General features: G+C 72.7%; 12 protein-coding genes. 4 read left to right on the plus strand and 8 right to left on the minus strand.

Annotated features, from left to right (window positions below; translation table 11 throughout):
- Positions 1-2: 2 nt before the first annotated feature.
- The 6 genes from ADK66_RS11990 to ADK66_RS12015 form a co-directional block, all read right to left on the minus strand.
- Entirely contained in the window at positions 3-788 is a 786-nt protein-coding gene (locus ADK66_RS11990) for an ABC transporter permease (protein WP_053654394.1), read from the minus strand.
- Positions 785-1,768: an ATP-binding cassette domain-containing protein gene (locus ADK66_RS11995; RefSeq protein WP_053654396.1), complete on the minus strand. Its 984-nt coding sequence runs from the start codon at positions 1,766-1,768 to the stop codon at positions 785-787. Before ADK66_RS11995 ends, ADK66_RS11990 begins: the two co-directional genes overlap by 4 nt.
- Before the next feature lie 30 nt (positions 1,769-1,798).
- Positions 1,799-4,657, minus strand: a complete 2,859-nt coding sequence (locus ADK66_RS12000) for a BTAD domain-containing putative transcriptional regulator (protein ID WP_053654397.1) — start codon at positions 4,655-4,657, stop codon at positions 1,799-1,801.
- 43 nt (positions 4,658-4,700) lie between these two features.
- A complete protein-coding gene (locus ADK66_RS12005) occupies positions 4,701-5,222 on the minus strand; it encodes an N-acetyltransferase (protein WP_053654399.1) in 522 nt (173 codons plus the stop codon).
- Entirely contained in the window at positions 5,219-5,509 is a 291-nt protein-coding gene (locus ADK66_RS12010) for a DUF1778 domain-containing protein (RefSeq protein ID WP_053654401.1), read from the minus strand. The genes ADK66_RS12005 and ADK66_RS12010 overlap by 4 nt, the downstream gene beginning before the upstream one ends.
- A gap of 77 nt (positions 5,510-5,586) precedes the next feature.
- Positions 5,587-7,548 (minus strand): TrkA family potassium uptake protein, encoded by a 1,962-nt coding sequence (locus tag ADK66_RS12015; protein WP_053654403.1) that lies wholly within the window; start codon positions 7,546-7,548, stop codon positions 5,587-5,589.
- A gap of 95 nt (positions 7,549-7,643) precedes the next feature.
- Between ADK66_RS12015 and ADK66_RS12020 the strand changes: the two genes are divergently transcribed.
- The 4 genes from ADK66_RS12020 to ADK66_RS12035 all read left to right on the plus strand — a co-directional run bounded on the left by ADK66_RS12020 (position 7,644) and on the right by ADK66_RS12035 (position 11,654).
- Positions 7,644-8,126: an MSMEG_6728 family protein gene (locus ADK66_RS12020; protein ID WP_053654406.1), complete on the plus strand. Its 483-nt coding sequence runs from the start codon at positions 7,644-7,646 to the stop codon at positions 8,124-8,126.
- Positions 8,127-8,154: 28 nt separating this feature from the next.
- On the plus strand, positions 8,155-9,708 hold the full coding sequence (locus ADK66_RS12025) for an FAD-dependent oxidoreductase (RefSeq protein ID WP_053654407.1): 1,554 nt from the start codon (positions 8,155-8,157) through the stop codon (positions 9,706-9,708).
- A 66-nt stretch (positions 9,709-9,774) separates the two neighbouring features.
- Positions 9,775-10,989 carry a hypothetical protein gene (locus ADK66_RS12030; protein ID WP_053654409.1) on the plus strand — a complete coding sequence of 405 codons (1,215 nt, stop codon included), beginning with the start codon at positions 9,775-9,777 and terminating at the stop codon, positions 10,987-10,989.
- Positions 10,990-11,210: 221 nt separating this feature from the next.
- Positions 11,211-11,654, plus strand: coding sequence for an HNH endonuclease (locus ADK66_RS12035; protein WP_053654411.1), 444 nt, complete (start codon positions 11,211-11,213; stop codon positions 11,652-11,654).
- A gap of 119 nt (positions 11,655-11,773) precedes the next feature.
- Here the strand turns inward: ADK66_RS12035 and ADK66_RS12040 are convergent, their stop codons facing one another.
- Both ADK66_RS12040 and ADK66_RS12045 read right to left on the minus strand, forming a co-directional pair.
- Positions 11,774-13,339, minus strand: coding sequence for a serine/threonine-protein kinase (locus ADK66_RS12040; RefSeq protein WP_231640007.1), 1,566 nt, complete (start codon positions 13,337-13,339; stop codon positions 11,774-11,776).
- Between the two features lie 170 nt (positions 13,340-13,509).
- Complete coding sequence (locus ADK66_RS12045; RefSeq protein WP_053654415.1) at positions 13,510-14,283, minus strand: enoyl-CoA hydratase/isomerase family protein; 774 nt, start codon at positions 14,281-14,283, stop codon at positions 13,510-13,512.
- Between the last annotated feature and the right edge of the window lie 138 nt (positions 14,284-14,421).

The raw sequence follows: 14,421 nt of genomic DNA on the forward strand, positions 1-14,421 counted from the left end.
TGTCAGCGGCTCAGCCGCCGGTAGCGGCGCACCGCCAGCGGCGCGAACACCGCGATCAGGACCACCGGCCACAGCACCGCCAGCATGATGGCGTTCTCCGCAGGCCAGGAATCGCCGCCCAGACCCGGATTGCCGAACAGGTGGCGGATCGCCGCCACCGTCGCCGACAGGGGGTTCCACTCCGCTACCGCACCGATCCACCGCGGCATCAACTCGGGCGCCACGAAGACGTTGGAGAGGGCGGTCAGCGGAAACGCCGCAGGGAAGACGATGACGCCTACCGTGTCCGGGTTGCGGACCAGCAGCGCGAGATAAATGCCGGCCCAGGTGATCGCGACACGCAGCAGCAGGAGCAGCCCGACCGCGAGCAGCGCCCGCCCCACGCCGTCGCGCCACTGCCAGCCGACGAGCAGGCCGCAGACCAACAGTGTGGACATCTCCAGCAGGGCACGGATGAGGTCGGCGGCGCTACGACCGGCCAGCAGGGCGGAACGCGCCATCGGCATCGACCGGAACCGGTCGACGACGCCCCGGTTGAGGTCCAGCGCCACACCGGTAGCGGTGGCGCCGAGGCCGTACAACATCGTCATCACGAAGACCCCCGGGAGCAGGAACTCGCGGTAGTTGCCGCCACCTGGCACCTGCATGCCGCTGCCGAACACGTACCCGAACACCAGCACGAACATGATCGGCAACGAGAAGTAGAGGATCAGCTCCTCCGGCGCGCGGACCACGTGGGTCATGTTCCGCCTGGTCATCGTCCAGCCGTCGGTCACCGCCGTCGTCATGCCACCGCCGCCTCTCGTGCGGCCGGCCCGCGCACCCCGTCGGGCCGGTGCCCGGTCAGGTACAGGAACGCCTCGTCAAGCGTCGCGCGGCGCAGACCGATGTCCTCGACAGCGATGCCTGCGTCGTCCAACGCCCGCACCACGTCGATCAGGCCGGCGACCCGGTCGGCGACAGGCGCGCTCACCCGGCGGATCTCCGTATCCCGCTCGGGCTGCACGCCGCACACCCGGGCCACGATCTGCTCCGCCCCGGCCAACTGCGCCGCGTCCCGCACCACCACCTCGATCCGGTCACCGCCGGTCATCGACTTGAGCTCGTCCGGCGAGCCCTCGGCGACCACCCGCCCGGCGTCGATCACCGAGATCCGGTTGGCGAGCTGATCGGCCTCCTCCAGGTACTGCGTGGTCAGCAGCACAGTGGTTCCCTCCGCCACCAGGGCGCGGACCAGGTCCCACACCTGGTTGCGGCTACGCGGATCCAGGCCCGTCGTCGGTTCGTCGAGGAAGAGCACACGCGGCGTACGGATCAGGCTGGCGGCGAGATCCAGCCGACGGCGCATCCCGCCCGAATACTCACCGGCGGACCGGCCCGCCGCCTCGTCGAGCCCGAACCGTTCCAGCAGTTCGGTGGCGCGCCTGCGGGCTGCCTTCGGGCCGAGCCGGAACAGTCGACCGAACAACTCCAGGTTCTGCCGGCCGGTGAGGATCTCGTCGACCGCCGCGTACTGCCCGGTCAGCCCGATCCGGGCACGCACCTCGTCGGGTCGACGCACCACGTCGAAGCCGGCCACTGTCGCCCGGCCGGTGTCGAACCGCAGCAGCGTGGCGAGGATACGTACCGCAGTCGTCTTCCCCGCGCCGTTCGGACCGAGCAGCCCGTGGACCGTACCGGTCGGCACGGCCAGGTCGAACGTGTCGAGCGCGAGGGTCGGGCCGTACCGCTTGCCCAGCCCCTCGGCGACCACTTCGAATGTCGTCATGCCACGACGGTGCCTGGCGGCGCTGACCGTTCACGCACCGTCCGCTGACGGCGGCTGGCCAGGCACTGTCGCGGCCGTCTGCTCTGCCTCGGCGATCTGCGCGAGCACCAGCATGATCTCCGTACGGGTGGCCTCCCCGACGTACCAGCCGGTGAGCCCGCCGACCAGCGCCGCCTCGCAGAGCCGCCGGGCCTCGGCGAGGTCCCCGCGCAGCTGTGCCACCCGGGCGAGGCCGAGCCGGGAGGCGGACACGAACTCCGGCGCGCCGCTGCGCTGGGCGAGGTGCAGCGCTTCCGCGAAGTCGTTGTGCGCCGCCACGAGGTCACCAGCGCGCAGCCGTATCTCGCCCCGCGTACGCATCATGTCGGCCCGGTCGACGACCGATCCCAGTTGCTCGGCCAGGTCCATTGCCTCGTCAAGCAGGTCGCTCGCCGTGTCCGGGTCGCCCTGCCAGGCGGCGACTTCGCCGAGCGCGCCGAGTGTGATCATGGCCCCCCACCGGTCTCCGGCGCTCCGGAAACCGTCGAGCGCGACGACGAGCGAGGCCCTGGCCTGCTCCCACTGGCCTGTCGACATCTGCGCCGAGCCGAGCCCCATCGTGCCGAGCGCGTTGATCCAGACGTCCGGCCCGGCCAGCCGCCGTAGGTGCCGCATGAGGTCGTCGACGTCCTCGACACCGCCGGCCGGCGGTCCGTTCGAGATCCCCGACAGATACAGCAGGAAGGGCTGTCGGGGCAGTCGGTCGAGGCCGTAGAGCAGCGGTTGCTCCGACCCGAGGGACGACAGCTGGCCGAACCCTCCGAGCGAGGCGTTGTAGACGCAGAGGGCGTACTCCTCGCCCAGCTCTTGCGGCTCCTCGGTGCCGAGCAGGTCGAGGACGGCGGCGGCCAGCCGGGCACCCTCCCCGCGCATGCCGCGCAGCCACCAGTAGAACGACAGGGCCGCGACCAGCCCGGCCGCCTCGGCCGTGTCACCGGCAGCTGTGGCACGACGCAGCGCCGTGTGCAGGTTGTCCCGTTCGGCGTCGAGCCGTCGCAGCCAGCGCACCTGGTCCGGCCCACGCAGGTGGTCACTGGCGGTCCAGGCGAACTCCAGGAAGTACGCGGTGTGCGCGCGCCGCAGCTGATCGGCCTCACCGGCCTCGGCGAGCCGTTCGGCGCAGAACGCGCGCACGGTTTCGAGCATCCGGTAGCGGCCGCCGGTCAGCTCCACGAAGGACTTGTCGGCAAGACCGGTCAGCGCGTCGACAAGCTCGGCGGTGGGCAGGCCGGAGACCCGCCCGGCCGCCTCCAGCGTGGCACCGCCGGCGAAGACAGCCAGCCGGCGGGCCAGCCTCCGTTCGTCGTCGTCGAGCAGGTCCCAGCTCCACTCGACAACCGCGCGCAGCGTCCGGTGTCGCGGCGGGGCGGCCCGGCTGCCCACCGACAGCAGCCGGAACCGGTCGTCGAGGCGGACGGCCACCTCGGCGACGGGCAGCGCCCGCAGCCGCGCGGCGGCCAGCTCGATGGCCAACGGCAGGCCGTCGAGGGTGCGGCAGATGCACAGCACCGCCTCGGCGTTTGCCGAGGTGACGGCGAAGCCGGGTACGACGTCGGCGGCCCGCTGGGCGAACAGCCGCACCGCCGCGTAGTCGTCGACGGCCAGCGCCGGGACGTCGGGCGGCGGCACTGTGAGCCCGGACAGCGGGCACAACGCCTCGCCGGCCAGCCCGAGCGGTTCACGGCTGGTGGCCAGGACGCGCAGCGACGGGCTGGCGCTCAGCATCCGTGCGGCAAGCCGGGCCACGTCGGCGACGACGTGCTCGCAGTTGTCGAGTACGAGCAGCAGCCGCCGCTGCGCCAGCGCCTCGACCAGCCGATCGGTCGGATGTCGGCCGTGCTCGGCCGGGGCGCGCAGGCCCGCGTCGCGCAGGCCGAGCGCACTCAACACCGCCTGCGGTACGTCCGACCCGTCGGTCAGCCCGGCCAGCTCGACGAAACGGACCTCCCCGCCGGCCCGGCCCGCCGCCTCGATCGCCAACCGCGTCTTGCCGGCTCCCCCGGGGCCGGTGAGGGTGACAAGTCTCCGCTCGCTGAGCAGGTCACCAACGCGCTTCAGCTCCTCTTCCCGCCCGACGAAGGTGGTGAGCTGGCTCGGGAGCGCCTGCTCGGTCGCCGGGCGTTCCTCACCGCGCAGCACCGCCAGATGGATCGCGGCAAGCTCCACCGAAGGATCGACGCCGAGCTGCTCGGCGAGCGTGCGCCGCGCGTCCTCGAACTCGGCGAGCGCCTCGGCCGGCCTGCCCAGCCCGGACAGGACGCGCATGAGCTGACCTCGCGCCCGTTCCCGCAGCGGATGCGCGACGACGAGCTCCCGCAGCTCCGCGACCAGCGCGCTGTGCCCGCCCAACGCCAGCTCCGCCTCGATCCGATCCTCGACGGCGGCCAGCCGCAGCTCGTCCAGCCGTGCCGCCTGCGCTGGCGCGTTCAGCACATCGGCCAGAGCAGGGCCGTGCCACAACTCCGACGCCTCGCGCAACACAGCCGCCGCGTGGGACCAGTCACCAGCGGCGAGCGCGCGGCGCCCCGACTCGGCGAGGCGCTCGAACCGGTACGCGTCGACGTCCTCGGGATCCACCGCCAGGCGGTAGCCGGCCTGGTGAAACTCAACCAGGGCGTCCTCTGCGGGCAGGGCCTGACGCAGCCGCGACACCTGGGATTGGAGCGCGTTGGCCGGTCCATGGGGTGGGTGCTCGCCGTACAGGCCGTCGATCAGCCGCTCGGCGGGAACGATGCGGCCCGCATTGAGCAGGAGGAGCGCCAGGAGCGCGCGCAACCGAGGACCGCCCACGGGAAGCTCTCGCCCGTCGGCAAGCAGCACCCTGGTCGGCCCGAGGACGCGGAAACGCATGCCATGGATTGTCGCTCAGTGTCGGCCGGTTCCTGCGGATCGGTCAGCCGCTCAGCGCCCGGCGGAGATCCTTCATCAGCAGCAGCAGGTGCATGGGGTCGGTGGGGCTGGCCTCGAACTTGGCCAGCCGCTGGTAGAAGTCGCGGGCAGCGTCTGTCTCACAGTGAATGAGCACGGCGCGTACGCCGATGACCTCGGCGGCGGAGGCGATACGCCGCAGGGCGTCGACCACAAGCGCTCGACCAAGACCGACGCCCTGGGCGCTGCGGTCGACTCCGAGCCGAGTCAGGATCACCACCGGTTGGTGGTAGCGGCCGGCCCCCTGCTGTAGGCGAGGCGAGGCATCGGCGGGAGCGACACTACCGGCAGCCAGCGCGTAGTAGCCGGCCACTCGCTGATCCGGGTGCTCGTTGTCACGCACCACGTACACCCGGGACAAGCCCGCTCGGTGGCTTTGTAGGGCATGCTCGACCAGCCACACCGACTGTGCGCGGGAGCCGCAGTCGAACCCGGTCACTGCGGACTCGGCCGACAGCGGCTCGACGGCCGAGAAGCGGGATCTCACCGCGACGCACCATCTGCCGGCGGGTCGAGCACCGTTGGACCGGTCAACAGCTCCCGCAGCCCGGCGACGTCCTGCGCCGGCTCCTGCAACGCCTCATCGAAGACGCGCCAGGCGTCCTCGTCCAGCACGAACACCCGCCGGTCGGCGAGCACATCCGCCGCGGCTTCGGTCGCCGCCTTCAACACGAACGTCGACACGCTGTCCCCGGACGCCTGACTCGCCGCCTCCAGCAACGCCTTCTGCTGCTGGTCGACCCGCAGGTGCAGTCGCTCTGCCTTAGCACTCACAGCCCGAGTGTACGCACAATGTACGCCATCGCAAGTCGAGTAGCTGGACAACGTCGGCCCGGGCTCACCGGGCGCCGTCAGTTCACCTCGCCGGTCCCGTCATGTCGACGGGCCACCTCGGGTTCGTCAGGTAGACCGCCGTTGGTCGTCGAGGGCAGATCTCCGGCCGGATGAACGGGGTGCGTCGTGTCGACCCCCGCACCTGCCTGGCCCGGCACCACGGGGGCCGTCGCCGCTGGGCTGTGCACTCCGCCATGGACCGACTCAGTCGGCCGGGAGACCGGGGCCGGCGGGGCGCACTGACCGGTCAGCCAGTCCAGGCCGCGTCGGCGGGCGACCACTGTGAGCCGGTCACCCGCGAAGATCACCTGTCGGGGGTCGAGGTCCTTCCACCAGATCGTCCTGCCCCCACCGGCCGGAGTCCGGGCGATGAGGCGGACCTGCCCGTCCCGGCTGACCGAGCTCAGGGGGCGGCCGTCCAACTCGGAGCCTGCGGCGACAGGCACCTCGGCGACCGGCAGCGCGTGCCGGTCGACAGGGATCGTGGTGATGACAGCGCGTTCGGTGAGGGCACCGATGAAGGCCGGCGCGGCCAGGTAGGAGACCGATCGGGACACGCCGAGGGCAAGGGTCTCCTCGACCCGCGCGGCGAAGTCGCCGTCGAGGAGGCGCAGCACCACCCGCAGGTCGTCGCGGAGGTCCCGGGCGGTCAGTGCCGCCTCCAGGTTCGCCACATCGTCTGTGGACGCCACCACAAGCGCCTGGCAGTCGGCCACCGACGCGGAGATGAGCGTCTCGGGCAGGGCGGCGTCGCCGACGATCAGCGGCACCTCCAGTTGCCGGGCGAGGGCACCGCCGCGCGGCTCCGGGTCCTTGTCGATGGCGACCACCTCGACGTCGTACTCGCGCAGGCGTGCCATCACCCGGGTACCGACGTTGCCCAGGCCGATCACCACCACGTGCCCCGCCCGGGCCGGCTGCTGCCGGCCGGTGTGCAGGGCCAGCCGTGCGTTGACGATGCCGTCGACCACCACGGCGGTGATCAGCGGGATCAGCGCCAGGCCGGCCAGGTTGAGCACCACCTGCATGATCTGCGCGTCGGGTGGCTTGCCGGTGTCCGGGTCGGCGCCGCTGAGCGTTGTGACAAGCGTCAGGTACAGCGCCTCCGCCGGGGAGACGCCCTCGGCGCGGGAGATCAGTGCCCCCAGTACCGCGATCACAGCGAGCACCAGCATCACGGCCACGCCGATCTTGCGGGTGGCGAAGCCGCGTACCGCACGCATCAGCACCGCCACCGGGCGACGCCGCCGCCGGGCGCGGACCAGCCGCCGGGCGGCGACCTCCGTGCCCGGCGGCTGACCGGTGGCCTCGGCCAACACCAGGTCCGCGCCGGCCTGCTCGGCAGGCAGCAGCTCGACACCCTGCTCCTCACTGACGTGGGCCAGCGCGCACACCACGTCCTGCGGGCGGACGTCGGCCCGCCGGGCCACCCGCAGCGTCTTGTCCCGATGCTGGAAGGAGCTGGGGTCGACCTCGCCGAGCGCGGCGGCCACGAAGGCCGGCGCGGCCATCTCGGCGTCGGAGAGCACCTCGACGGGCGCCTTGAGCAGTTTGCGTACGCCGTCGGCGAGGGTGCCGTTGAACATGCGCAGCACCTGGCGGACCCGCTGGTCGACGGCCTGTGCGCACAGCGCGGCATGCAGGTTGCCCACGTCGTCCTGGTGCAGCAGGGCCAGCCCGGTGGCACCGGCAAGCCCGGCGGTCTCGAAGGTGGCCACGTCCAGCCGGTCGGAACGGACCACCCGGACCCCGCGCAACGCTGCCACGTCAGCTGCGTTGCGGGGATAACGCTCCGGCACCACGACTGTCACCCGGGCTCCGCCGACGGGCAGCTCGGATTCGAGGATCGCGCGGGCGACGTAGTAGGCGAGCGCGTCCCGGCCGCAGATCACGTAGTGCGGGCGGGGATCCCCGGCGGCCCGTAGTCGCCAGTTCCACTCGACCGCCCGTCGCGCCCGGTCCCGCCACGGCTCAGCCATGCCCGGATCGTAGTCAGCACTACCACGCTGGGCGACCCCGTCCGGATCATCCCTGGCCAGGCATGCCAGCCCCCCGTGCCGGGTAGAGCCCTGCCATGCAGACCTTCCTCCCGTATCCGGACTTTCTGGCCAGCGCCCGCACGCTGGACCAGAGGCGGCTGGGCAAGCAGCGGGTGGAGGCCATCCAGGTGCTGCGCGGGCTGACCCGCCCCGGGTACGGCTGGCGCAACCACCCCGCTGTGAAGATGTGGGCCGGGTACGAGGAGGCGCTAACCCGCTACGGACTGGACATGTGCGCGGTCTGGACCGAGCCGGGCCGGGCCGACACGTGTGCCGCCACGCTGGCCGTGGACCTCGCCGCCGCCTGCGGCCCCGGGGTGATCCGTACCCAGGATGAGTTGACCCGGGCCGGTGAGCTGCCGCCCTGGCTGGGCCGCGACGACCTGCACCTCAGCCACCGCTCGTCGCTGCTGCGCAAGGACCCGGAGCACTACGGCCCGATCTTCGGCCCGGACGTGCCGACGGACCTGGAGTACGTCTGGCCGGCCTCCGACAGAGCGCGCCGCTGCCTGCCTTAGGGGAGACTGGCGGGAGAGGGAGGTGCCCGTGGCACTGTCGCGAGTGGTGGGTCGGCTCATCGGCGTACGTCAGCACGTGGTGGACCCGGGCGGCGATGGCGCGGACCGCGTACCGCGACAGGTGTCGGCGGTGGTGGTGGGTGGCGGGATCGCCGGCATGTCGGCGGCGGTCGTGCTGGCCGAGCGGGGTGTGGCGGTGACGGTGCTAGAGGCCGCGCCGACAGTGGGTGGCCGGCTCGGCGCGTGGCCGGAGGCGCTCGCCGACGGCAGCCAGCAGAACGAGCACGGCTTCCACGCGTTCTTCCGGCAGTACTACAACTGGCGGTCCATCCTCCGCCGCATCGACACGGACCTGAGGTTTCTCAAGCCCATTCCGGGCTATCCGATCCTCAGTGCAGAGTGGCCGACGGAGGAGTTCGGCAAGCTGCCGCCGGCACCGCCGGCCAACCTTCTGGCGTTGCTGCTGCGCAGCCCAAGCCTGCGCCTGTCCGACCTGCGGTCGATGGACCGCGACGCCGCGCTGCCGCTGCTCAGCTACGACCCGGTACGCACCTACGCCGAACTGGACGACCGCACCGCCGACGAGTTGCTGGCGTCACTGCGGCTGCCGGACCGGGCGCGGGCCATGCTGTTCGAGGTCTTCTCGCACTCGTTCTTCAACCACGAGGCGGAGATGTCGGCAGCCGAGATGGTCGCCCAGTTCCACTTCTATCTGCTCGGCAACCCGGAAGGGCTGGCGTTCGACTGCCCCGACGAGGATTACGCCACGGCGATCTGGGAGCCGCTGACCCGGCACGTGGAGAAGCACGGCGGCCAGGTGCGCGTCAGCTCCGGCGCGACAGGTGTGCACCGTGACGCCGACGGCTGGCGGGTGAACACCACCGACGGCGGCAGTCACTCGGCCGCCCACGTGGTGCTCGCGGTGGACCCGCCGGCCCTGGCCGCGCTGGTGGCGGCCTCTCCCGACCTGGTCGAGCAGGCACCGGAGCTGGCGGAGCGGATGCCCGCGTTCGGCACGCCCGGCCCGCCGTACGCGGTGGCACGGTACTGGTGCGACGGGGACGTGTCCGACGAGCGGGCGGTCTTCAGCGGTGTGTCCCGTCAGCCCACACTGGACTCGGTGACGCTCTACCACCGGCTGGAGAACGAGTCGCGCCGCTGGGCGCGGCAGACCGGCGGGTCGGTCGTCGAGCTGCACGCGTACGCCTGCGAACCCGACGTACCTGCCGACGAGCTGGCCGAACGGATGCGCCGCGAGCTGGTGACGCTCTGGCCGGAGGCCGCCGATCTGCGGGTCCGCGAGCTGCGCGCCCGGGTGGAGGCGCAGGCGCCGGCATTCACGCCGGGCAGCCACGCATGGCGTCCAGGGGTACGCACCGAGGCCACAGGCGTCTACCTGGCCGGCGACGGCATCGCCACGGACTTCCCGAGCGCTCTCATGGAACGCTCCGCGGCCACCGGGATCATCGCGGCGAACCACATCCTGCGCGCCGAGGGCGCTGCTGCCGAGCCGGTGCGGTCGATCCGGCCCCGAGGGCTGCTCGCCGGGCGGCCCACTCCAAACCGACAAAAACCAATATAAGCGACAGAGTGCTGCCGTACGCTCGAATGATCATCCGTCGATCGGTCGGGCGGGAGGGCAGCGGCGATGTCACCACTGCACCGCGCCGGCGACCTCCCGCTGGCCGAGGACACCGGCCGGGACGACGCGTACCCGCTGCTCCGCGACGAGCGCGCCTGCGTCGTCACCGCCCTGCGGCTGGGCTGGTGGATGGCCGACGCGTACCACCACGGCCAGCACGCCGAGCCCTCCCCTGCCGTCGCCACCCACCCGCCGGCCAAGCTCTCCAACCTGACCGAGATGTCGACACCGCGCCGAATGCGGATGTACCTGGACGGGGTCGACGTCGCGCTGGCCCAGATCGCCGCGCTCACCCGGCACACCGGGCAACTGCCCGACACGTCCGCCGTCCGCGCCCGACTCCCCGAGCTGGACCGGCTGCCCGACCTGGACCAACCCGGACCCCTCGACCTCGAATCGCTACTGCTCGCCCTGGACGACCTCAACGTGGAGGTGCTGCGGTGGGCGATGGCCACCAACCTCCGGATCGGGCTGGCCTACCGTCTCGGCCGGTCGCTGGCCGACACCGTCCGGCCCGGCGACGCCACCCAGTTGCTGCGCCGCTTCAACGGCCGCCAGATCCAGCTCAGCCGCTGGCTGGACGAGCTGGCCAGCGTCCTGCCGCCGTACTCGGCCGCAGTGGTACGCCGTTCGCTGTCCGCGTGGGCGGTCGTGGTGGAGCGGGCCGGGCGGGGTGACCCGACCGAGCCCGACGCCGCCGAGCTGAGTCGCGAGCTGCGCAACCAGGGTGACCTGTGGCGCGGCGTACTCACCGGTGGCCTGCATCCCCGCGACCTGCTCGACGAGGAGGACTACGCGGTGGTCGCCCGCAACCTGATCATCCGCGACCGGCGGCTCGTGGCCCAGGCCGCCCGGGGCATCTTCTGGCCGGTGCTGGTACCCCTGCTTGTCGTCCTCTTCGCCGTGGTCGGGGTGAGCGCCGCCGCGGCGGCCGGTTCGCCCACCACCAGGGCCGCCGTCGCCCTGCTCGGCCTCGGCGCCGGCCTGGCCGCCATCTGGCGTTCCGTCTCCGGCCCGGCCCTGGCGGTCGCCGCCGAGGTCAACCGGCCTTTGCTGGACAGCGAACTCACCGCGCGGATGGCACTGCGACTGGACCGGCCGCTGGCCATCGCCCGCCGCTCGGTGGGAACCGCTCCCCGGACCCGTCGTCAGCGACGTCCCGAGTCGCCGGAGGGCCGATCGAAATACGTTGCCCCTCTGTCCCCCGCCGACCTACCGTGATCGCGCAAGGTCAACCACCACCGCGGGAGCAGATCATGACGATGTGGCACGTCACCACCGTGTCGTCGTCGGTGCTGCCCGTCGGCGGTTGCCGAGCGGAAGGTCCCCGGGCGGGCCGGCCCGACTGACGCGTACCCGAACGCGCTGAGCCGCCCCGTCCGACAGCAGGACCGGGCGGCTCTTCGCTGTCCGGATCAGTACGCCTCTGAAAGGAGATCCCGGTGGACGCCGTCCTCGTCATCAACGCCGACCTCGGCCCGCTGCACCGGGTCACCGTTCAACACGCCGTACGGATGCTCTGCCGCCGGGTGGCCGAGATCCACGAGGCTGAGCCGGACCAGGTCATCGGTGTCTTCCCGATGCCCCGGGTGGTGCGGCTGGTCCGCTACGTGGTCACCCGGTGGCGGTTCGGCGCCGGGCCAGCCTGGTCCCGCGCCGGGGTGCTGCGCCGCGACAACCGCTGCTGCGCGTACTGCGGCGGTCCCGCGTCGACCATCGACCACATCCTGCCCCGCTCGCGCGGCGGCCGGAACACCTGGCGCAACACGACCGCCGCCTGCTACGCCTGCAACCAGCGCAAGGGCGACCGGACTCCGGCGGAGGCGGCCATGCCGCTGCGCCGGGAGCCGGTGAACCCGGGCTGGTCGGCGCTGGCCGCGCGGTGACCGACCGGGCCGGCGGGAACGGGGGGCCGCATCGAGGTACGTCCTCGGCGCGGCACCCGCCGGCCCCTGGTCCAGGGGCGTGCCGTCGCTGCAAACGCCCGCGAGGGATGCGATCTCGTCTAGGAGGCGCGTTCCTTGACCGTCGGTTTCGGACGGCCGTTGGGGCAGCGCGCCCGGACTTCGCTGCGGTTCCCGGCGGACTCCAACTCGATCCGGACCTGCCTGGCCGGTCCCGGGTCGTACGTCTCCGCCCGGTAGCCGGACGCTGGCGTCACCGCGAGCACCTCGACCAGCTTTCCGACACAGCGAACGGTTACCGTCCCGCCACGCGCCTCCACCGGTACGCCAGAGGACGAGGTGGGCGGGGAGGCGGCCCCTGTCGGTGCGGGCCCTGGGATGGTGACGGACGGGCTCGGGGCGGCGGTCGGGCTCGGGGCGGCCGTCCGTCCCGGTCTGCTCGGAGGGCCGGGCCGGGGGACGGGCGAGGTGCTACTGGCCGACGGAACGGCGGACGGTCGTGGGTCTGTGGCAACGGCCGATTCGGCGGTGCCTGGAAACCCCACCGATGTGGTGCCCGGGCCGGCGCCTGTCGGCGGCGCGCCCCGCCCCTGTCGACGATTGTGCGAGTCGCCAAGGGACCCGGCCATCGCCACGGCCGCGATCAGCGCGCCGCCGACAGCCACGATGGCCCGCCGCCGACGCCACAGCCCCTGCCGCCCGCTCGCCCCGGCAAGCCCGCTCGGATCGGCCTGCTCGGTCGGATCGGCTGCCGCAACTCGCTTCGGCTCGGCGGGCTCGCCGCCCTGGGCGACAGTGGCCGACGCCGGCTCGGCGGCGCTGACAGCCGTCCCGACCTCACCGCTGACGGCATCCGCCGCTCGGGAGGCGACAAGCAGGATGCGGGCCGCCTCGGCGGCCGGCGGCCGGTCGGCCGGGTCGTGGGCCAGGCACCAGCGGTACAGCCGCTGGACCTCGGCCGGCACCCCATCGATATCGGGCAGCGGGTCCGGCTCGACGTGCTCGGACGCGCGCAGCATCCCGACCTGCGCTTCGTCGGCCCAGGGCAGCCGACCGGTGAGCACCCGGTGCAGGAGCAGGCCGAGGGCGTACACGTCGGAGGCCGGCAGCACCTCGCCGGCGGCCAACCGCTCCGGGGCGAGGTAGGCCGGCGTACCGAGCAGCCGCCCTTCGAAGTCGATCTCCGGGTCGCCGACGGCGGCCGCGATGCCGAAATCGAGCATTTTCGCCCCGGCGGGGGTGAGCATCACGTTGCCCGGCTTGATGTCGCGGTGCACCAGCCCTTGGGCGTGCGCGGCCGCGAGCGCCGACGCCACCTCGGCGCAGACCCGCAATCCGGCGCGGGGCGGGAGCGGCCCGGCATCCAGCCGTTGTTCGAGGGTGTGGCCGTCGAGCAGCTCAAGCACCACGAACGGGACCAGGGCACCGTCGAGCGACGACTCCCCGTAGTCGTAGACGTTTGTGACGTGCGGATGCGACAGCCGGGCCGCCGCCTTGGCCTCGCCCCGGATCCGACGCCTGCCGTCGGTGCCCGAGACGACCAGTACCTTGACCGCCACGTCGCGTTCGAGCACCTCGTCGTACGCCCGGTGCACCGCGGACATGCCGCCACTGCCGAGACGCTCCAGGAGCCGGTAGCGGCCCGCAAGCAACCGATCACGCTGCACGACGGACAGCCTGCCGTACGGTCCCGAGCCGACACCACCCAGGATCGAGGTTTTCCCATACATGGAATCGACAACGGCCGTCGGGCGGTCAGGTCTGGCAGAGCTCGCGGAAAGGCTCCGGCGGCCCGGCAGGTGCCCACTCCGTCCAGCACCCGCCGCCGCCGAGACGCTCAGTTGTCGGTCGGGGCCTGCCAGGCGAAGCGGGGCATCCGGCGTTCGGCGACCGCCGCCACGCCCTCCCGGGCCTCGCCGGTGGTCACGACCTTCCGGTGCCACCAGGCGATCCGCGCCGGCCCGGCCCGGTCGTCGACGATCTCCTTGGCTGCTGCGACGCTCAGCGGCGAGCGCTGAGCGATCGTGGCCGTGAGTTCATCCACCCGCGCGGCGAGCTGGTCGGCGGGCAGTACCTCGTCGACCAGACCGATCCGCAGGGCACGCTCGGCGTCGACGAGGTCGGCGGTGAACAGGAGGTGCTTGGCGGCGGACGGGCCGACCAGCCGGGCCAGCCGGCGGGTAGTGGGGGCCGGATAGACCAGGCCGAGCCGGGCCGGCGGTACGCCGAACCGGGCGTCGTCCGCCGCTATCCGCAGGTCGCAGGCCACCGCGAGCTGGGCGCCACCTCCGACGCAGGCACCCCGGATGGCCGCCACCGTCGGCTTGGCGAAGCTGGCCAGGCGTTCCTCGGCGGTCACCGCGATGCTGGCGTCGCCCGCGTCCAGCAGTTCGGCCAGGTCACCGAGGTCGGCGCCGGCGCAGAAGGCGTTGCCCGCGCCGGTGAGCACCAGCGCGCGTACGTCGGGGTCGGGCTCCAACCGGTCGAGCAGCTCGGGCAACTGCCGCCACATGGCCGCCGTCATCGCGTTACGGCGAGCCGGGTTGTGGATCACCACGGTCGCCACCGGACCGGTCACCTCGACGGTCAACTCCGCGTCCGACACGTCCACCCCTTTCCGCGTCAGCCGTCCGGGGGCGTACGCCGCCGATCCGACCCGCCGGCACACGGCGGTGCGGCGACCATAACGGCGCGGACCCGGCGACCACCCGTGAGGGGTGGCCGCCGGGCCCTGGCGTGTCAGCTCAGG

The sequence above is a fragment of the Micromonospora sp. NRRL B-16802 genome (assembly GCF_001279555.1).
GTDB classification, from domain to species: Bacteria; Actinomycetota; Actinomycetes; order Mycobacteriales; family Micromonosporaceae; genus Micromonospora; species Micromonospora profundi.

Bases quoted from the DNA above. Each gene is read 5' to 3' on its own strand.
- ADK66_RS11990 (WP_053654394.1), bottom strand. From the start codon at position 788: ATGACGACGGCGGTGACCGACGGCTGGACGATGACCAGGCGGAACATG.
- ADK66_RS12020 (WP_053654406.1), top strand. From the start codon at position 7,644: ATGCAGACCTTCCTCCCGTATCCGGACTTTCTGGCCAGCGCCCGCACG.
- ADK66_RS11995 (WP_053654396.1), bottom strand. From the start codon at position 1,768: ATGACGACATTCGAAGTGGTCGCCGAGGGGCTGGGCAAGCGGTACGGC.
- ADK66_RS12030 (WP_053654409.1), top strand. From the start codon at position 9,775: ATGTCACCACTGCACCGCGCCGGCGACCTCCCGCTGGCCGAGGACACC.
- ADK66_RS12015 (WP_053654403.1), bottom strand. From the start codon at position 7,548: ATGGCTGAGCCGTGGCGGGACCGGGCGCGACGGGCGGTCGAGTGGAAC.
- ADK66_RS12000 (WP_053654397.1), bottom strand. From the start codon at position 4,657: ATGCGTTTCCGCGTCCTCGGGCCGACCAGGGTGCTGCTTGCCGACGGG.